17 protein-coding genes are annotated in these 16,305 nt (G+C 62.6%); 1 reads left to right on the top strand and 16 read right to left on the bottom strand.

What is annotated here, in order from left to right; all coding sequences use genetic code 11:
- Nucleotides 1-20 precede the first annotated feature (20 nt).
- From BSY18_RS05275 to ndhC, 16 genes are all read right to left on the bottom strand, one after another.
- Nucleotides 21-713 (bottom strand): biotin--[acetyl-CoA-carboxylase] ligase, encoded by a 693-nt coding sequence (locus BSY18_RS05275; RefSeq protein ID WP_257785066.1) that lies wholly within the window; start codon nucleotides 711-713, stop codon nucleotides 21-23.
- A gap of 14 nt (nucleotides 714-727) precedes the next feature.
- The gene (gene nuoN / locus BSY18_RS05270) at nucleotides 728-2,191 is read right to left on the bottom strand and encodes an NADH-quinone oxidoreductase subunit NuoN (RefSeq protein WP_069049901.1); all 1,464 of its coding nucleotides are present in this window, start codon (nucleotides 2,189-2,191) and stop codon (nucleotides 728-730) included.
- A complete protein-coding gene (locus BSY18_RS05265) occupies nucleotides 2,191-3,732 on the bottom strand; it encodes an NADH-quinone oxidoreductase subunit M (RefSeq protein WP_069049900.1) in 1,542 nt (513 codons plus the stop codon). Before BSY18_RS05265 ends, nuoN begins: the two co-directional genes overlap by 1 nt.
- Nucleotide 3,733: 1 nt before the next feature.
- On the bottom strand, nucleotides 3,734-5,731 hold the full coding sequence (nuoL, locus tag BSY18_RS05260) for an NADH-quinone oxidoreductase subunit L (RefSeq protein ID WP_069049899.1): 1,998 nt from the start codon (nucleotides 5,729-5,731) through the stop codon (nucleotides 3,734-3,736).
- 4 nt (nucleotides 5,732-5,735) lie between these two features.
- Nucleotides 5,736-6,041 carry an NADH-quinone oxidoreductase subunit NuoK gene (gene nuoK / locus BSY18_RS05255; RefSeq protein WP_054133011.1) on the bottom strand — a complete coding sequence of 102 codons (306 nt, stop codon included), beginning with the start codon at nucleotides 6,039-6,041 and terminating at the stop codon, nucleotides 5,736-5,738.
- Nucleotides 6,038-6,652: an NADH-quinone oxidoreductase subunit J gene (locus BSY18_RS05250; RefSeq protein ID WP_054133012.1), complete on the bottom strand. Its 615-nt coding sequence runs from the start codon at nucleotides 6,650-6,652 to the stop codon at nucleotides 6,038-6,040. The genes nuoK and BSY18_RS05250 overlap by 4 nt, the downstream gene beginning before the upstream one ends.
- A 107-nt stretch (nucleotides 6,653-6,759) precedes the next feature.
- Complete coding sequence (gene nuoI, locus BSY18_RS05245) at nucleotides 6,760-7,239, bottom strand: NADH-quinone oxidoreductase subunit NuoI (protein WP_054133013.1); 480 nt, start codon at nucleotides 7,237-7,239, stop codon at nucleotides 6,760-6,762.
- A gap of 5 nt (nucleotides 7,240-7,244) precedes the next feature.
- Nucleotides 7,245-8,288 carry an NADH-quinone oxidoreductase subunit NuoH gene (gene nuoH, locus BSY18_RS05240; RefSeq protein ID WP_054133014.1) on the bottom strand — a complete coding sequence of 348 codons (1,044 nt, stop codon included), beginning with the start codon at nucleotides 8,286-8,288 and terminating at the stop codon, nucleotides 7,245-7,247.
- Nucleotides 8,285-10,303, bottom strand: a complete 2,019-nt coding sequence (gene nuoG, locus BSY18_RS05235; RefSeq protein WP_069049898.1) for an NADH-quinone oxidoreductase subunit NuoG — start codon at nucleotides 10,301-10,303, stop codon at nucleotides 8,285-8,287. Before nuoG ends, nuoH begins: the two co-directional genes overlap by 4 nt.
- 2 nt (nucleotides 10,304-10,305) lie before the next feature.
- Nucleotides 10,306-11,613 carry an NADH-quinone oxidoreductase subunit NuoF gene (nuoF, locus tag BSY18_RS05230; protein WP_069051715.1) on the bottom strand — a complete coding sequence of 436 codons (1,308 nt, stop codon included), beginning with the start codon at nucleotides 11,611-11,613 and terminating at the stop codon, nucleotides 10,306-10,308.
- Complete coding sequence (gene nuoE / locus BSY18_RS05225; RefSeq protein ID WP_069049897.1) at nucleotides 11,613-12,281, bottom strand: NADH-quinone oxidoreductase subunit NuoE; 669 nt, start codon at nucleotides 12,279-12,281, stop codon at nucleotides 11,613-11,615. Before nuoE ends, nuoF begins: the two co-directional genes overlap by 1 nt.
- Nucleotides 12,281-12,604: a nuclear transport factor 2 family protein gene (locus BSY18_RS05220; protein WP_069051714.1), complete on the bottom strand. Its 324-nt coding sequence runs from the start codon at nucleotides 12,602-12,604 to the stop codon at nucleotides 12,281-12,283. The genes nuoE and BSY18_RS05220 overlap by 1 nt, the downstream gene beginning before the upstream one ends.
- Nucleotides 12,605-12,612: 8 nt before the next feature.
- Nucleotides 12,613-13,851, bottom strand: a complete 1,239-nt coding sequence (locus BSY18_RS05215) for an NADH-quinone oxidoreductase subunit D (protein WP_236823453.1) — start codon at nucleotides 13,849-13,851, stop codon at nucleotides 12,613-12,615.
- Entirely contained in the window at nucleotides 13,848-14,603 is a 756-nt protein-coding gene (locus BSY18_RS05210) for an NADH-quinone oxidoreductase subunit C (RefSeq protein ID WP_069049896.1), read from the bottom strand. Before BSY18_RS05210 ends, BSY18_RS05215 begins: the two co-directional genes overlap by 4 nt.
- Nucleotides 14,604-14,653: 50 nt before the next feature.
- Nucleotides 14,654-15,229: a NuoB/complex I 20 kDa subunit family protein gene (locus tag BSY18_RS05205; protein ID WP_369814809.1), complete on the bottom strand. Its 576-nt coding sequence runs from the start codon at nucleotides 15,227-15,229 to the stop codon at nucleotides 14,654-14,656.
- The gene (gene ndhC, locus BSY18_RS05200) at nucleotides 15,220-15,585 is read right to left on the bottom strand and encodes an NADH-quinone oxidoreductase subunit A (RefSeq protein WP_054133019.1); all 366 of its coding nucleotides are present in this window, start codon (nucleotides 15,583-15,585) and stop codon (nucleotides 15,220-15,222) included. The genes BSY18_RS05205 and ndhC overlap by 10 nt, the downstream gene beginning before the upstream one ends.
- Nucleotides 15,586-15,799: 214 nt before the next feature.
- Here ndhC and BSY18_RS05195 point away from each other — a divergent pair, with 214 nt between their 5' ends.
- Complete coding sequence (locus tag BSY18_RS05195) at nucleotides 15,800-16,285, top strand: YbjN domain-containing protein (RefSeq protein ID WP_069049895.1); 486 nt, start codon at nucleotides 15,800-15,802, stop codon at nucleotides 16,283-16,285.
- Nucleotides 16,286-16,305 lie beyond the last annotated feature (20 nt).

Raw genomic sequence — 16,305 nt, 5'->3', positions numbered from 1 at the left:
TTCATTTCGACTAAACGGCTTCAAGCGAGGAGATGGACATCGCCTGCGCTGACGGATTCGATCCGCCCATCGGCACACCGCAGCAGCAGCGCGCCATCCGTGGACAGACCTTCGAACACACCCTCAATTCGATCCTCGGGGCCCCGCTGGACCGCCATCGCTTCCCCGGGCTTATGCGCGGCGGCGCACCAGACTTCAAGCAGCGTTGCAGGGTCGGTCGTTCGCCATTGCAACAGGCGCGACCGGAAGCGCGGTTCGAGCAGCTCGATCACCGCTGCTGCATCCACCTGCGCCATCGCGCCCTGATCGTGCAGCGACGTGACGCTGCGCCCTGTAACCTCGGGCGTAATCGCGACATTCATGCCTATGCCGACCACCACTGCATCGCGCCGGCGCTCAAGCAATATCCCGGCAAGCTTTGCGCCATCGACATGCACGTCGTTGGGCCATTTGAGCCGGGCATGACTGTCGGGGAGAATCGCGCGGACGGTATCGAGCACCGCAAGCCCCGCGACGAACGCCAGCAGATGCGCGGCGGGATCCTGGGAGCCGATCCGCACGAGGGTGCTGCAATACAGATTGCCCAAAGGGCTCAGCCATTGCCGACCAAGCCGTCCGCGGCCCCCGCTCTGCCGCTCGGCCCGGATCCACAATCCTTCGGGCGCGCCCGCCTCGGCACGCTCGAGCATGTCCGCATTGGTGGATGCGGTCAGCGCGACCGTTTCGATCAGGCCGACCAGAACAGTGCCTTGGCGGCCCCTGCCGTCACCGGGCTCAGCGCCAATGTCGCGAAATAGCCCAGCGGCGACACGAACAGCGCGGTGATCGCAACCAGCACCATGCGCGCGGGCGAATCGCTCGGTGCGATGACATCGGCGGGCTCATCGAAGTACATGACCTTGATGACCTTGAGGTAGTAGAACGCACCGATCACCGAGGCGGCGATGCCGATCGCGGCGAGCGGGATCAGGCCTGCCGCCACTGCGGCATCGAACACCACGAACTTGCCCCAGAAGCCGAACAGCGGCGGGATGCCGGCAAGGCTGAACATGAACACAGCGAGCGCTGCGGCCAGACCCGGACGCGTTCGCGAAAGCCCTGCAAGCTTGCCGATATCCTCGACAGGCGCGCCGGTGCGATCGTTGAGATCGAGCACGCACACAAAGCTGCCCAGCGTCATCGCGACATAGATCACCAGATAGGTCATCATTGCCGATGCGCCTTCTGGCGTTCCGCAGGCAAGTCCGATCAGCATGAAACCGACATTGTTGATCGACGAATAGGCCAGCAGCCGCTTGATGTTCGTCTGCCCGATGGCGCCAGCAGCGCCCAGGATGATCGAGGCCAGCGCCACGAAGATCACGATCTGCTGCCAGATGCTCTGCTGACCGCCGAACGCCTCGATCGCGACGCGCATGGTCAACGCGAGCGCAGCGACCTTGGGCGCGGTGGCGAAGAAGGTGGTCACCGGGGTCGGCGCCCCTTCGTACACGTCGGGGGTCCACATATGGAACGGAACCGCGCTGATCTTGAACGCCAGGCCCGAAAGCACGAAGACGATCCCGAACAGCGCGCCGGTCGAAACGCCATCGGCAAACGCGGTCTGGATACCGATGAAGCTGGTGGTGCCGGTGAAACCATAGAGCAAAGACATGCCGAACAGCAGGATGCCGCTCGCCAGCGCGCCGAGCACGAAATACTTGAGACCTGCCTCTGCCGAACGATCATCGCTTCGCAGGAAGCTCGCGAGCACGTACGCGGCAAGGCTGTTGAGCTCGAGACCGATGTACAGCGTCAGCAGATCGACCGCCGAGACCATCAACCCCATGCCGATCGAGGCGAACAGGATAAGGATCGGGTATTCCGCGCGCATCATGTCACCGCGCGCGAAGAACTTGGGCGCGACAATGACGCAGCCGATCGCCGACAGGAAGATCAGCACCTTTGACAGCGAGGCAAAGCGGTCCATGCGATACTGGCCGTAGAACGCATCCGCGCCATCAGCAAAAGCCGGGTTGAACAGGAAGTTGAGCGACAGCGCCAGCGCGCCGAACAGCGCGACGACCGCGAGCACGCTGACCATGCGCGACGCCTTGTTGCCACCCCATGCGGCGATCAGCAGCAGCACGAGGCCGGAAATGCTGAGGACGATTTCCGGCGAGGCCAGCTGGAACCAGAGCGCGTAATTCATCAGTGATGGCCTTCTTCAGCATGGGCTGCGGGCGTGAGAGCGGGACCTGAGCCCAGCTTGACCAGAGCATCGCCCACTGGCTTGGCGGCAGCGAGCCGCGCCTCGAGCGCGCCGACATCCTTGCGCATCGGTGCCATGAAGCTTTCGGGGTAGACCCCCATCCACAGCACGACGAGTGCGATCGGCAGCAGCAGCGCGATCTCGCGTTTGTTGAGATCAGGCATGGCGGCGACGTCATCCGACTTGATCACGCCATAGGCCACGCGCCGGTAGAGATAGAGCATGTATGCCGCGCCCAGGATGATGCCCGTGGTCGAGACGATCGCAACCCAGCTCGACACCTCGTAGACGCCGACCAGCGAGAGGAACTCGCCGACAAAGCCGCTGGTGCCCGGCAGGCCGATCGAGGCCATCGTGAACAGCAGGAACAGCAGTGCATAACGCGGCATGTTGATCGAGAGACCGCCGTAACGATCGATCTCGCGGGTGTGCAGCCGGTCGTAGATCACGCCGACGCACAGGAACAATGCGCCCGAGACCAGACCGTGGCTGAGCATGACGATCAGCGCGCCTTCCAGGCCCTGACGGTTGAACGCGAAGAGCCCGACCGTAACGATCGCCATATGCGCGACCGACGAATAAGCGATCAGCTTCTTCATGTCGCTCTGCACCAGCGCGATCAGCGAGGTGTAGACCACCGCGACCATGGACAGCGCGAACACCAGCCAGATGTAGTCCACCGACGCATCGGGGAACATCGGCAGCGAGAAGCGGATGAAGCCATAACCGCCCATCTTGAGCAGCACGCCTGCGAGGATCACCGAGCCAGCGGTGGGTGCCTGCACGTGCGCATCGGGCAGCCAGGTGTGCACAGGCCACATCGGCATCTTGACCGCGAAGCTCGCGAAGAACGCCAGCCACAGCCAGGATTGCGCCTCGAGCGGGAAGTCATAGGCCATCAGCGTCGGGATGTCCGACGTGCCCGCCTCGTTCACCATCCAGAACATCGCGATCAGCATCAGCACCGATCCGAGCAGGGTGTAGAGGAAGAACTTGTAGCTCGCGTAGATCCGGTTCGCACCGCCCCAGATGCCGATGATCAGGTACATCGGGATCAGGCCTGCCTCGAAGAAGATGTAGAACAGGAAGATGTCCTGCGCGGCGAACACGCCGATCATCAGCACTTCCATCAGCAGGAACGCGGCCATGTACTCGCCGACGCGGGTCTGGATCGCCTCCCAGCTTGCGCCGATGCAGATCGGCATAAGGAACACCGAGAGCATGATCAGCATCAGTGCGATGCCATCGATGCCCAGCGCCCAGCTGAACCGGTCGAACAGCGCCGCTTTCTCGACGAACTGCCACTGCGCTCCGCCGATGTCGAAGTTCATCCACAGCACGATGCCGAGCGCCAGATCGATCAGCGTGGCGGTGAGTGCCAGCCAGCGCGCGGTGTTGGCGCTGACGAACAGACACGCGATCGCCGCCGCCATTGGCACGGCGAGCATCATCGACAGCACAGGAAATCCCAGATCGTTCATGTCAGCGCACCATCAGCCAGGTGAGCGCCGCCACAAGGCCGAGCAGCATCACCAGAGCGTAACTGTAAAGGAAACCGGATTGGAGCTTCACCGCCATGCGGCTGCCCGAGGCGACCAGGACTGCGGCGCCATCCGGGCCGAAGCGGTTGATCGTCCCCTCGTCGCCCACCTTCCAGAAGAAGCGGCCCAGCGCCATGGATGGCTTGACGAAGATGTGGTTGTACAGCTCGTCGAAATACCACTTGTTGAGCAGGAACTGGTAGACCGGCGCCAGCGCCCCGGCGAGCTTGGCAGGCAAGCTCCTGTTGACCACATACATCAGGATCGCGGTGGCAAGACCCACCAGCATCGCGACGGTAGAGGCCAGCTTCACCCACAACGGAACCTCGTGCATCTCGTGCATCAGATGCTCGTTGAAGAACAGGCTGCCGTTCCAGAACGCCTTGCCATGCTCCGCATCGATGAACGCGTGGTGGAAGACGAACCCTGCGGCCACCGCGCCGATGGTCAGCACGATCAGCGGGATCAGCATCGGCAACGGGCTTTCGTGCGGGTGATAGCCGCCCGTGGTGTCCGCGCCTGCCTGCACCGGCGTCTTGTGGACGCTGTGCTGGATGTGCTCGGATTCGATCCAGCGCGGCTTGCCGAAGAAGGTCAGGAACATCAGGCGCCAGCTGTAGAAGCTGGTCAGCAGAGCCGCGATCACGCCGATGCTGAAAGCGAACTGGCCGACCTGCGTTCCGGAAGCGAAGGCCGCCTCGATGATGCCGTCCTTGGAATAGAAACCGGCAAAGCCTGCGACGCCTACGATACCCACGCCGGTAATCGCGAGCGTACCCGCCATCATCGCCCAGAAGGTGATCGGGATCGATTTACGCAAGCCGCCATAATAGCGCATGTCCTGTTCGTGGTGCATCGCGTGGATCACCGAGCCTGCGCCAAGGAACAGCAGCGCCTTGAAGAACGCATGCGTGAACAGGTGGAACATTGCCGCGCCATAGGCGCCGACGCCTGCTGCAAAGAACATGTAGCCCAGCTGCGAGCAGGTCGAATAGGCGATCACGCGCTTGATATCTGTCTGCACCAAACCGACGGTCGCGGCGAACAGCGCCGTGCACGCGCCGACGATGGTCACCACGGTGAGCGCGGTCGGGCTGGCCTCGAACATCGGCGACAGGCGGCAGACCATGAACACGCCGGCGGTAACCATGGTCGCGGCATGGATCAGCGCCGACACAGGCGTCGGGCCTTCCATCGCATCCGGCAGCCAGGTGTGCAGCCCGAGCTGCGCCGACTTGCCCATCGCGCCGATGAACAGCAGCAGGCACAGGACGGTCATGAGGTCGAAGCGTCCGCCAAGGAAACCGATGGTCGCGCCTTCCATGCCGGGCGCCGCTGCCAGGATCGCGGGGATCGAGACGGTGCCGAACACCAGGAAGGTGCCGAAGATTCCCATCATGAAGCCAAGATCGCCGACGCGGTTGACCACGAACGCCTTGATCGCAGCCGCATTGGCGCTGGGCTTGCGGAACCAGAAACCGATCAGCAGATACGAGGCAAGGCCCACACCTTCCCAGCCGAAGAACATCTGGACGAGGTTGTCGGCGGTCACCAGCATCAGCATGGCGAAGGTGAACAGCGAGAGATACGCGAAGAAACGCGGCTGGTCCGGGTCCTCGTCCATATAGCCCCAGCTATACAGGTGGACGAGTGCGGACACCGAGGTCACCACGACCAGCATGACAGCGGTCAGCGTATCGACGCGCAGCGCCCAGTCGAACTGCAGGTCGCCCGAGCGCAGCCAGGACAATACCGGCACGACATATTCGGTCGAGGTGCCGCCGAGGAAACCAAGAAAGATCGGCCAGCTGAGCGCGCACGCGGCGAACAGGGCGGCGGTCGTCACCACCTTGGCGGGGACATTGCCGATGATCCGGTTGCCCAGCCCAGCGATGATGGCTGCCAGCAGCGGCAGGAAGACGATCAGGGTGATGGCCATGTGCTTAACCCTTCATCTGGTTGACATCGTCAACCGCAATGGTGCCGCGGCCACGGAAGTAGATGACCAGGATCGCAAGACCGATCGCCGCTTCGCCTGCCGCAACGGTCAGCACGAACATGGCGAACACCTGGCCCACCATGTCGCCCAGGAACACGCTGAACGCGACGAGGTTGATATTCACCGCGAGCAGGATGAGCTCGATCGCCATCAGGATGATGATGACGTTCTTGCGGTTGAGGAAGATGCCCAGCACGCCCATCACGAACAGGATGGAGCTGACCACGAGATAATGCTCGATACCAATCATAGCTCGACACCTTCACCGACGACGGGCTGCGTGTTGCGCGTGGCCTCTTCGGGACGACGGCGCACCTGCGATGCGATGTTCTGCGGGCGGACCCCGGCGCGCTTGCGGTGGGTCAGCACGATCGCACCGACCATCGCCACCAGCAGCACAAGGCCTGCGCTTTCGAACAGGAAGATATAGCGGGTGTAGAGCAGCTCACCCACAGCCTGGATGTTGCTCGCGCCCATGCGTGCGGGGTTGAGCGCATGCTCGCCCAGCGCGATGTTCCCCGCGCGATACGCACCGATGCCGAACACCAGCTCGGCCAGAAACACCGCCGCCAGCGCGAGGCCCAAAGGCAGGTTCTTCATGAAGCCGCCGCGCAGTTCGGCAAAATCGATGTCGAGCATCATCACGACGAACAGGAACAGCACCGCGACCGCGCCGACATAGACGATCACCAGCAGCATCGCGATGAACTCGGCACCGATCAGGATCATCAATCCCGCCGCGTTGAAGAACGCGAGGATAAGCCAGAGCACCGAATGCACCGGGTTGCGGGCGAGGATGGTGAACGCACCGCTGGCGATCACCACCGACGCGAACATGTAAAAGGCAAATATCTGGATCAAAGCTTTACAGCCCCCGATGCGCCCAATCGAGCAGGTCTGGTATCCGGCCCCTGCCCCGCGTCTCCCAGCGGGTCAAAAGCCTTCGGTGAATCGAATTCGTGTGCGCCTTAACGATAAGGGGCATCCGCTTCAAGGTTGGCGGCAATGGCACGTTCCCATTTGTCGCCATTCTCAAGCAGCTTGCCCTTGTCGTAGATGAGCTCCTCGCGCGTCTCGGTGGCATATTCAAAGTTCGGCCCTTCGACGATCGCATCGACCGGGCACGCTTCCTGGCAAAAGCCGCAGAAGATGCACTTGGTCATGTCGATGTCGTAGCGCGTGGTGCGGCGGCTGCCGTCCTCGCGAGGTTCGGCCTCGATGGTGATCGCCTGGGCGGGGCACACGGCCTCGCACAATTTGCACGCGATGCAGCGCTCTTCTCCGTTGGGATAGCGGCGCAGCGCATGCTCGCCGCGGAAACGCGGGGACAGCGGGTTCTTCTCGAACGGATAGTTGATCGTCGCCTTGGGCTTGAAGAAATACTTCAAGGTCAGCGCGTGCGCCTTCACGAACTCGTACAGCGTAAAGGCTTTGAGAGTTTGCAACATGTCTATCAGACCCCGTAGCGTGTGAGCATCAGATAGCCCGACACCAGGAAAATCCACAGCAGCGAGATCGGCAGGAAGACCTTCCAGCCCAGCCGCATCAATTGGTCATAACGGTAGCGAGGCACCGTCGCCTTGACCCAGCTGAAGATGAAGAAGAACGCGGAAATCTTGAGGATCAGCCAGAAGATGCCGGGGACGGCATAGAGCGGCGCCCATTCGAACGGCGGCAGCCAGCCACCCCAGAACAGCACCGCGTTGAGCGTGCACATCAGCAGCACGTTGGCATATTCGCCCAGCCAGAACAGAGCGAACGCCATCGAGGAATATTCGGTCTGATAGCCTGCAACCAGTTCGCTCTCTGCTTCGGTGAGATCGAACGGCGCGCGCGCGGTTTCAGCGAGCGACGAGATCAGGAACATCACCGCCATCGGGTAGAGCAGCAGGTTGAACCCGTACCAGTTGATGAAGCCAAGCCCGTGCCCGCGCTGTGCCTCGACGATGTCATTGAGGTTGAAGCTGCCGGTCCACAGCACGACGGTCACGATGATGAAGCCGATAGAGACTTCGTACGAGATCATCTGCGCCGCGGCACGAAGCGCCGAGAAGAACGGGTATTTCGAGTTCGACGCCCAGCCTGCGATCACCACGCCATAAACGCCCAGCGAACTTACCGCGAGGATGTAGAGCAGGCCGACGTTGATATCGGCGAGCACCATGTCCTGATCGAACGGGATCACCGCCCAGGACAGCAACGCCACGGTGAAGGTGATGATCGGCGCGATCAGGAACAGGCCCTTGTTCGCGCCCGAAGGAATGATGGTTTCCTGCAGGAACACCTTCAGCGCGTCGGCGAAGCTCTGCAGGATGCCGAACGGGCCAACGACGTTAGGGCCACGACGCAGCGCCATCGATGCCCAGATCTTGCGGTCGAAATAGATGACGATCGCCACCGACAGCATCACCGGCAGCGCGATCAGCAGGATGAGGATGAGGTTGGCGACGAACCAGCCCCAGCCCATGCCCAGCGACGATTGGAAAAACTCGGTCATTCCGCGGCCTCCAGCATCGCTTCGCCGTGCAGCAGTTCAGCCGAGCAGCGCTGCATCGTCGTGCTGGCGCGCGCGATGGCATTGGTCAGGTAGAAATCCTTGATCGGATAGCCGACCGGACCCTGCGGGCTGGACGCCAGCCTGGGGGGTGCCCAGTCGTAAGAGGCAAGCCCCTCGATGCCCAGCGCCGGGACCGCAGCGATCATCGCCGCGCGGCATTCGACAAAGCTGTCGAACGGAAGCGTCTGGCCCAGAACCTCGGACAAAGCGCGCAGGATCGACCAGTCCTCGCGGGCATCTCCAGGCGCGAACACGGCCTTGTCGCTCATCTGCACCCGGCCTTCGACATTGACATAGGTGCCGTTCTTTTCAGGATACGCCGCCGACGGCAGGATGACATCGGCAGCGGCCGCACCCTTGTCGCCATGATGGCCGATGAACACCTTGAAGCTGCCATCGAACTGGCTGAAGTCGACCTCGTCCGCACCCAGCGCGAGCAGCAGCTTGGGCTTGGCGGCGACCAGATCGGCAATGCCACCGGGCTGGGCCCAGCCGAGCATCAGCCCGCCCATGCGCGATGCGGCCATGTGCAGGACGTTGAAGCCGTTCCATGGACCGTCTTCGGTATCGCGAACCATGCCGAAGCTGTCGGCAAGCGCGAGCGCTGCGCCATGCGCGCCTTCGACGCCCAGCGCACCGCCGCCCATGATCAGCGCGGGACGCTTGGCGCCCTTGAACACGTCAGACACCGCGTCGGGCAGAGTGCTAAGCAGGCCCATGTCGTTGCCCAGCCATTCGACCTTGTAGGTAAGGTCGATCTCGTCGCCGATCGCATAGACCTTGGCGCCGTGCTTGATCGCCTTGCGGATGCGGGTGTTGACCAAAGGCGCTTCCCAGCGCGGATTGGTGCCCACCAGCAGGATCGCATCGGCGGTCTCGATGCCGTTGAGCGTCGAGTTGAAGTTGACCGCAGCGAGGCTGGAGGTGTCGTATTTGAGGCCGGTCTGGCGGCCTTCGATCAGGCTCGAACCCATCTTGGCCAGCAGTTCGCGCGCGGCAAACATCGTTTCGCAGTCGAGCAGATCGCCCGCGACGGCCGCCACGCTCGATCCGGCGTTGACCGCAGCGATTGCTGCAAACGCCTGCGCCCAGGTCGCCTCGACCAGCTTGCCGTTGGTGCGCACATAAGGCCGGTCGAGCCGGCGGCGCATCAGGCCATCGACCGCGTACCGGGTCTTGTCGTGCGCCCACTCCTCGTTGACGTCGTCATTGACGCGCGGCAGCACACGCAGCACTTCCCTGCCCCGGCTGTCGAAGCGGATGTTGGTGCCGACCGCGTCCATCACGTCGATGCCCAAGGTCTTCTTGAGCTCCCACGGCCGCGCCTCATAAGCATAGGGACGCGAGGTCAGCGCGCCGACCGGGCACAGATCGATGACATTGCCCGAAAGCTCGGACGAGACCGCCTTTTCCAGATAGCTGGTGATCTGCATGTTCTCGCCGCGACCGATCGCACCGATCTGCTCGGTGCCGGCGACTTCCTCGGCAAAACGCACGCAGCGGGTGCAGTGGATGCAGCGGGTCATCACCGTCTTGATGATCGGACCCATGTACTTTTCGGTGACCGCGCGCTTGTTTTCGTCATAGCGCGAACCGCCGCGGCCATAGGCCACCGACTGGTCCTGCAGGTCGCACTCGCCGCCCTGATCGCAGATCGGGCAATCGAGCGGGTGATTGATCAGCAGGAACTCCATCACGCCTTCGCGTGCCTTCTTCACCATGTCGGAGTTGGTGCGGACTTCCTGATTGTCCATCGCGGGCAACGCGCAGCTCGCCTGCGGCTTGGGCGGTCCGGGCCTCACCTCGACCAGGCACATCCGGCAATTGCCAGCGATGCTCAGCCGTTCGTGATAGCAGAAACGCGGGATTTCCTTGCCGGCAGCCTCGCAGGCCTGCAGCACGGTCGCGCCCTGAGGGACTTCAACTTCGATCCCGTCTACGGTCAGTTTAGGCATAATTACTCCGCCGCCTCCATCAGGCCGCCGCCCTGCTTTTCAACAATGCGGCGCTCCATCTCCGGACGAAAATGCTTGATGAGGCCTTGGATCGGCCAGGCTGCGGCATCGCCGAGCGCGCAGATGGTGTGGCCTTCGACCTGCTTGGTGACTTCGTACAGCGTGTCGATTTCGCTGATGTCGGCATCGCCCGTGCGCATCCGCTCCATCACGCGCCACATCCAGCCGGTGCCTTCGCGGCACGGGGTGCACTGGCCACAGCTTTCGTGCTTGTAGAAATAGCTCAGTCGGCTGATCGCCTGAACGATGTCTGTCGACTTGTCCATGACGATGACAGCTGCGGTGCCAAGACCCGATCCGACCTCTTTCAGGCCGTCGAAATCCATCGGCGCGTCCATGATCTGCGCGGCAGGCACCAGAGGCACCGACGAACCGCCGGGGATCACCGCGAGCAGATTGTCCCAGCCCCCGCGAATGCCGCCGCAATGCTTCTCGATCAGATCGCGGAACGGGATGCTCATCGCTTCCTCGACCACGCAGGGCTTGTCGACATGCCCGCTGATCTGAAACAGCTTGGTGCCCTTGTTGTTCTCGCGCCCGAAGCTGGCAAACCAGCTCGCGCCGCGCCGCAGGATCGTCGGCACCACCGCGATCGATTCGACGTTGTTGACCGTGGTCGGGCAACCGTAAAGCCCCGCACCCGCCGGGAACGGCGGCTTGAGCCGCGGCTGGCCCTTCTTGCCTTCGAGGCTCTCGATCATCGCGGTTTCTTCGCCGCAGATATAGGCGCCCGCGCCGCGATGGACGAAGACGTCGAAATCATAGCCCGACTTGGCGGCGTTCTTGCCGATCAACCCGGCTTCATAGGCCTCATCGACCGCAGCCTGCAGCACCTGCGCTTCGCGGATGTATTCGCCGCGCACGTAGATATACGCAGCGCGCGCGCGCATCGCGAAGCCCGCGATCAGCGCGCCTTCGATCAATTTGTGCGGATCGTGGCGCAGGATTTCGCGATCCTTGCAGCTGCCAGGCTCGGATTCATCGGCGTTGATCACCAGGAAGCTGGGACGACCGTCCTTCGATTCCTTGGGCATGAAGCTCCACTTCATGCCGGTGGGGAAACCCGCACCGCCACGACCGCGCAGACCAGACGCCTTCATCTCGTCGATGATCTTGTCCTGGCCCCAGGCGATCAGGTCCTTGGTCTTGTCCCAGTCACCGCGCGCCTCGGCCGCCTTCAGGTTCCACGGCTGAAAGCCATAGACGTTGGTGAAGATGCGATCCTTGTCGGTGAGAAAATCAAAGCTCATCACCATTCCCCGCGATAATCATGATTGGCATCGACCATGGCCTTCAGCGATGTCGGTCCGCCCTCGGGCTCGCTGGTGTGGCGCCCGGCGATCTGGGTGCCGGCCTTGGGGCTTTCGCCCGCAGCCAGCGCTTCCAGGATGCGCGTGGTGCTGTCGTAATCCAGATCCTCGAAGTTATCGTCGTTGATCTGGACCATCGGTGCATTGGCGCAGTTGCCCATGCACTCGACCTCGGTCAGCGTGAACAGGCCGTCGGGCGTGGTCTTGCCCTTGACGAGTCCCTTGTTGGCGCAGGCCGCCATGACATCGTCCGATCCGCGCAGCAGGCACGGCGTGGTGCCACAAACCTGCACGTGGAAACGCCCGACCGGCGCGAGATTGTACATGGTGTAGAAGCTCGCGACTTCGTAGGCGCGGATGTACGGCATATCGAGCATGGCAGCGACATATTCGATCACCGGAACCGGCAGCCAGCCCTGCGTCTGCGTGTCGGCACCCACCTGGCGCTGCGCCAGATCGAGCAGCGGCATGACCGCCGAGCGCTGGCGCCCTTCGGGATAGCGCGCGATGACGGTCTTCGCGATCGCGAGATTCTCTTGCGTGAACGCGAAACCACCCCAGCGGGCGCGGGTTTCGGCTTCATCGGGGATATGGGCTGCGTCAGCCATCAGCGGACAAACTCCACGCGCGACACCTTGTCGCCATTGAAACTGTAGATCGACATGACCTCGAACGGTTCGCTCTGCGAGGAGCGCGAGACGCGTTCGTGCAGGACGACATATTCGCCCAGCATGTGGCCCGAGAGCACTTCGGCGCGGTTCTCCGGATATTCGGCGAACATCGCCTTGAGCCCGGAGCGCACGCCTTCCTTGCCCGCGCGAAGCACTTCGCCACGATAGCCCGCTTCACAGGCATCGTCAGTCATCAGCGCGACATAGGCGTCGGCATCCTGAGCGTTGTAATGCGCGATCATCGCCTCTGCGACGGCCATCTGCACGGTCACCGGTCGCACTCCCCGAACACCACGTCGATCGCGCCCAGGATCGCCGTCGCATCCGACAGCATGTGGCCGCGCGACATGAAGTCCATCGCCTGGAGGTGCGAGAACGCGGTCGGGCGGATCTTGCAGCGATAGGGCTTGTTGGTCCCGTCGCTCACCAGATAGACGCCGAACTCGCCCTTGGGGCTTTCGGTCGCGACATAGACCTCGCCCGCAGGGACGTGGAAGCCTTCGGTGTACAGCTTGAAGTGATGGATCAGCGCTTCCATCGACTGCTTCATCTCGCCGCGCTTGGGCGGCACGATCTTGCGGTCGAGCGAGGCGATCGGGCCTTCGGGCATGTCGTTGAGGCACTGGCGCATGATGCGCGCGGACTGGCGGACTTCCTCGACGCGGACCATGAAGCGGTCATAGCAGTCGCCGCGGGTGCCGACGGGAACGTCGAACTCCATCCGGTCATAGACATCATAAGGCTGCGACTTGCGCAGATCCCAGGCGATGCCGCTGCCGCGGATCATCGGGCCCGAAAAGCCCCAGCGCACCGCATCGTCCTTTGATACGATCGCGATATCGACGTTGCGCTGCTTGAAGATGCGGTTGTCGACGACGAGGCTCATCGCGTCCTCGAACAGCTTGGGGAAGGTGTCGAGCCAGTCGGCAAGGTCAGTGAGCAGCTTGAGCGGCACGTCCTGGTGGACGCCGCCGGGGCGGAACCAGGCACTGTGCATGCGCGCACCGGAGGCCCGCTCGAAGAAGTTGAGGCAATCCTCGCGGATTTCGAACAGCCACAGGTTGGGCGTCATCGCGCCGACGTCCATCACATGCGCACCCAGGTTGAGCATGTGGTTGCAGATGCGGGTCAGCTCGGCAAACAGCACGCGCAGATACTGCGCGCGCAGCGGAACCTCGAGGTTCAGCAGTTTCTCAATCGCCAGCACATAGCTGTATTCCATCGCCAGCGGCGAGCAGTAATCGAGCCGGTCGAAATAAGGCAAAGCCTGCAGATAGGTCTTGTACTCGATCAGCTTTTCGGTGCCGCGATGCAGCAGGCCGACATGGCAGTCGATCCGCTCGACGATTTCGCCGTCAAGCTCCATCACCATGCGCAACACACCGTGCGCGGCCGGGTGCTGGGGCCCGAAGTTGATCGTGTAGTTCTGGATCTCGAGATCGCCCGCGGTCGAATCCTGCTCGACCAGAGGCTCGTCCAGATCGTCGTGAAGTGCTTCGGCGGTCATGCCTTGCTATCCTTCTTGTCGGCAGGCTTGTCGGCAGGTGCCTCGGGGCTGGCCTTGGCGGCCTCCTTGTTGGCAGCCTTGCCCGCGCCAGTGTCGGACTGCTTCTCGGTCGTCTTGGGCGTATCGACATGCGGCGGCCCTCCCAGCGACTTCTCGTCACCCGGCAGAACGCAATCCGCGCCTTCCCAGGGCGAGGTGAAGTCGAAGCTGCGGAAGTCCTGCGCCAGCTTGACCGGCTCGTAGATCACGCGACCCTGCTCCTCGGAATAGCGCATCTCGCTATAGCCGGTGAGCGGGAAGTCCTTGCGGAAGGGATGGCCGCGGAACCCGTAATCGGTGAGGATGCGGCGCAGATCGGGGTTTCCGGCGAAGATCACGCCGTACATGTCGTACACTTCGCGCTCGAGCCAGCCGGCCACGGGCCAGATATTCGTGACGGTGGGCACCGGGGTGTCCTCGTCGGTCGTGCACACGACGCGAATGCGGTGGTTCCTGGTCAGGCTGAGCAGGCAATAGACGACCTCGAAGCGCTCGGCGCGCTCGGGATAGTCGACGCCAGCGATCTCGACAAGCTGCTGGTAGTCATGGAAGTCGCGCAACAGGTCCAGCGCCTCGGCCACTGCGGCGCGGCGGACGGTGAAGCAATATTCGCCCTGCGCAAAACGCGTCGCGAGCAGCCGGTCACCCAGCGTCGCGGCGACAGCATCGCCCAGGCCTTCCAGAACGGCATAACGTGGTGCCGAATGTCCCATGTGCGTCCCTTATCCGGCCAGCCTCCGCAGCAGGCCTTCTCAACTTCGTGTCAGCGTTCGATCGTGCCCACCCGGCGGATCTTGCGCTGCAACTGCATCACGCCATAAAGCAGCGCTTCGGCGGTCGGCGGGCACCCGGGGACATAGATGTCCACCGGAACGATGCGGTCGCAGCCGCGCACCACCGAGTAACTGTAATGGTAATAGCCGCCGCCATTGGCGCAGCTGCCCATCGAAATCACGTATTTCGGCTCGGACATCTGGTCATAGACGCGGCGCAGGGCCGGAGCCATCTTGTTGCACAGCGTGCCCGCCACGATCATGACGTCCGACTGGCGCGGCGAAGCGCGCGGTGCGACGCCGAAACGCTCCATGTCATAACGCGGCATACTGACGTGGATCATCTCCACCGCGCAGCAGGCCAGACCAAAGGTCATCCACCACAACGAACCGGTGCGCGCCCACTGGAAAAGCTCTTCGGTCGAGGTGACCAGAAAGCCCTTGTCGGCGACTTCGGCGTTGATGTCGTTGAGGAAACCGACGTCGGGCAGAACGTTGGTGCCGGGCACGATGGCTCCGGCGGACGCGCCTGCAGAGGTTGCGGCCATGTTAGCTTCTACTCCCAATCCAGGGCTCCCACTTTCCATGCGTAGATCAGGCCGATGATGAGTTCGAACAGGAAGACCATCATCGTGGCCCAACCGGCCCAGCCGATTTGTTCCAGCGATACTGCCCAGGGGAACAGGAACGCGGCTTCGAGATCGAAAATGATGAACAGGATCGCGACCAGATAGAAGCGAACGTCGAACTGGCTGCGCGAATCCTCGAAAGCGGGGAAACCGCATTCATATTCGCTCAGCTTGGCGACGGTGGGTTTGTGCGCTCCGGTAAGCCGCGACACCCCGATCGGAAGGAAGACAAATGCCACCGACAAGAGCAGAGCGACCGCCAGGAACAGCAGAATTGGCAGATATTCGGCCATGTGCGTATCCCGCTTGTGCGTGTTGCTTGGAGGTCCTTTAGGCCAGCGACGCTGCTATCGCAAGCCGGATGCCCCCCTTTTTTGCGGCAATGCACACATCGCCAAAAACGCCAAAATATTGCGCATTTCTGTGCTTTTCGGCACAATCCGGCAAGCGGCGAAATGCGACAGGCGGACATGGCCGTGGTGCCGCAAGCGTAAAGGGGGATTCGCGATGAAGCTGAACTGGAAATATGCGTCGATTGCCGGGGCGATCGTGATGGCAGCAGCTACCCCCCTGCCCGCATCCGCGCAGACCGTGTCGGCGGCAAGCCCCGACACCATCGCCGCCGTGCTGACAGCTCGCGGCCTGCCGTCCGAACTCAAGCAGCAGCCGGACGGAAACCCCTATATTCGCAGCGCCTTCGACGACATGCCCTTCCTGATCGCGCTGATGAACTGCGACGCGCAAAAGGCGCAGTGCAAGACGGTGCAGTTCTATTTCGGGTTTAACGACCGCAAGGGCTTTGCGCTGGAAAAGCTCAACGAGTGGAATCGCACCAAGCGCTTTGCCCGCGCCTATCTCGATACCGAGAACGATCCCGTGTTGGTGATGGATGTCGACACCGACATGGGCGGCGTGCCGAAGGCGGTGTTCAACGAGAATCTGGATGTCTGGCTGGGCCAGATGCAGCAGTACCGGCGCTTCGTAAGCGAGTGACCGCGCCGCAGCGCCGCCAG

Origin of the sequence: Blastomonas sp. RAC04 (assembly GCF_001713435.1) — a bacterium.
GTDB classification, from domain to species: domain Bacteria; phylum Pseudomonadota; class Alphaproteobacteria; order Sphingomonadales; family Sphingomonadaceae; genus Blastomonas; species Blastomonas fulva.
This window is presented reverse-complemented; position numbering and strand designations above follow the sequence as displayed.

Bases quoted from the DNA above. Each gene is read 5' to 3' on its own strand.
- nuoN (WP_069049901.1), bottom strand. From the start codon at position 2,191: ATGAATTACGCGCTCTGGTTCCAGCTGGCCTCGCCGGAAATCGTCCTC.
- BSY18_RS05265 (WP_069049900.1), bottom strand. From the start codon at position 3,732: ATGAACGATCTGGGATTTCCTGTGCTGTCGATGATGCTCGCCGTGCCA.
- nuoL (WP_069049899.1), bottom strand. From the start codon at position 5,731: ATGGCCATCACCCTGATCGTCTTCCTGCCGCTGCTGGCAGCCATCATC.
- nuoK (WP_054133011.1), bottom strand. From the start codon at position 6,041: ATGATTGGTATCGAGCATTATCTCGTGGTCAGCTCCATCCTGTTCGTG.
- nuoI (WP_054133013.1), bottom strand. From the start codon at position 7,239: ATGTTGCAAACTCTCAAAGCCTTTACGCTGTACGAGTTCGTGAAGGCG.
- nuoH (WP_054133014.1), bottom strand. From the start codon at position 8,288: ATGACCGAGTTTTTCCAATCGTCGCTGGGCATGGGCTGGGGCTGGTTC.
- nuoG (WP_069049898.1), bottom strand. From the start codon at position 10,303: ATGCCTAAACTGACCGTAGACGGGATCGAAGTTGAAGTCCCTCAGGGC.
- nuoF (WP_069051715.1), bottom strand. From the start codon at position 11,613: ATGAGCTTTGATTTTCTCACCGACAAGGATCGCATCTTCACCAACGTC.
- nuoE (WP_069049897.1), bottom strand. From the start codon at position 12,281: ATGGCTGACGCAGCCCATATCCCCGATGAAGCCGAAACCCGCGCCCGC.
- BSY18_RS05220 (WP_069051714.1), bottom strand. From the start codon at position 12,604: ATGGCCGTCGCAGAGGCGATGATCGCGCATTACAACGCTCAGGATGCC.
- BSY18_RS05215 (WP_236823453.1), bottom strand. From the start codon at position 13,851: ATGACCGCCGAAGCACTTCACGACGATCTGGACGAGCCTCTGGTCGAG.
- BSY18_RS05210 (WP_069049896.1), bottom strand. From the start codon at position 14,603: ATGGGACATTCGGCACCACGTTATGCCGTTCTGGAAGGCCTGGGCGAT.
- ndhC (WP_054133019.1), bottom strand. From the start codon at position 15,585: ATGGCCGAATATCTGCCAATTCTGCTGTTCCTGGCGGTCGCTCTGCTC.
- BSY18_RS05195 (WP_069049895.1), top strand. From the start codon at position 15,800: ATGAAGCTGAACTGGAAATATGCGTCGATTGCCGGGGCGATCGTGATG.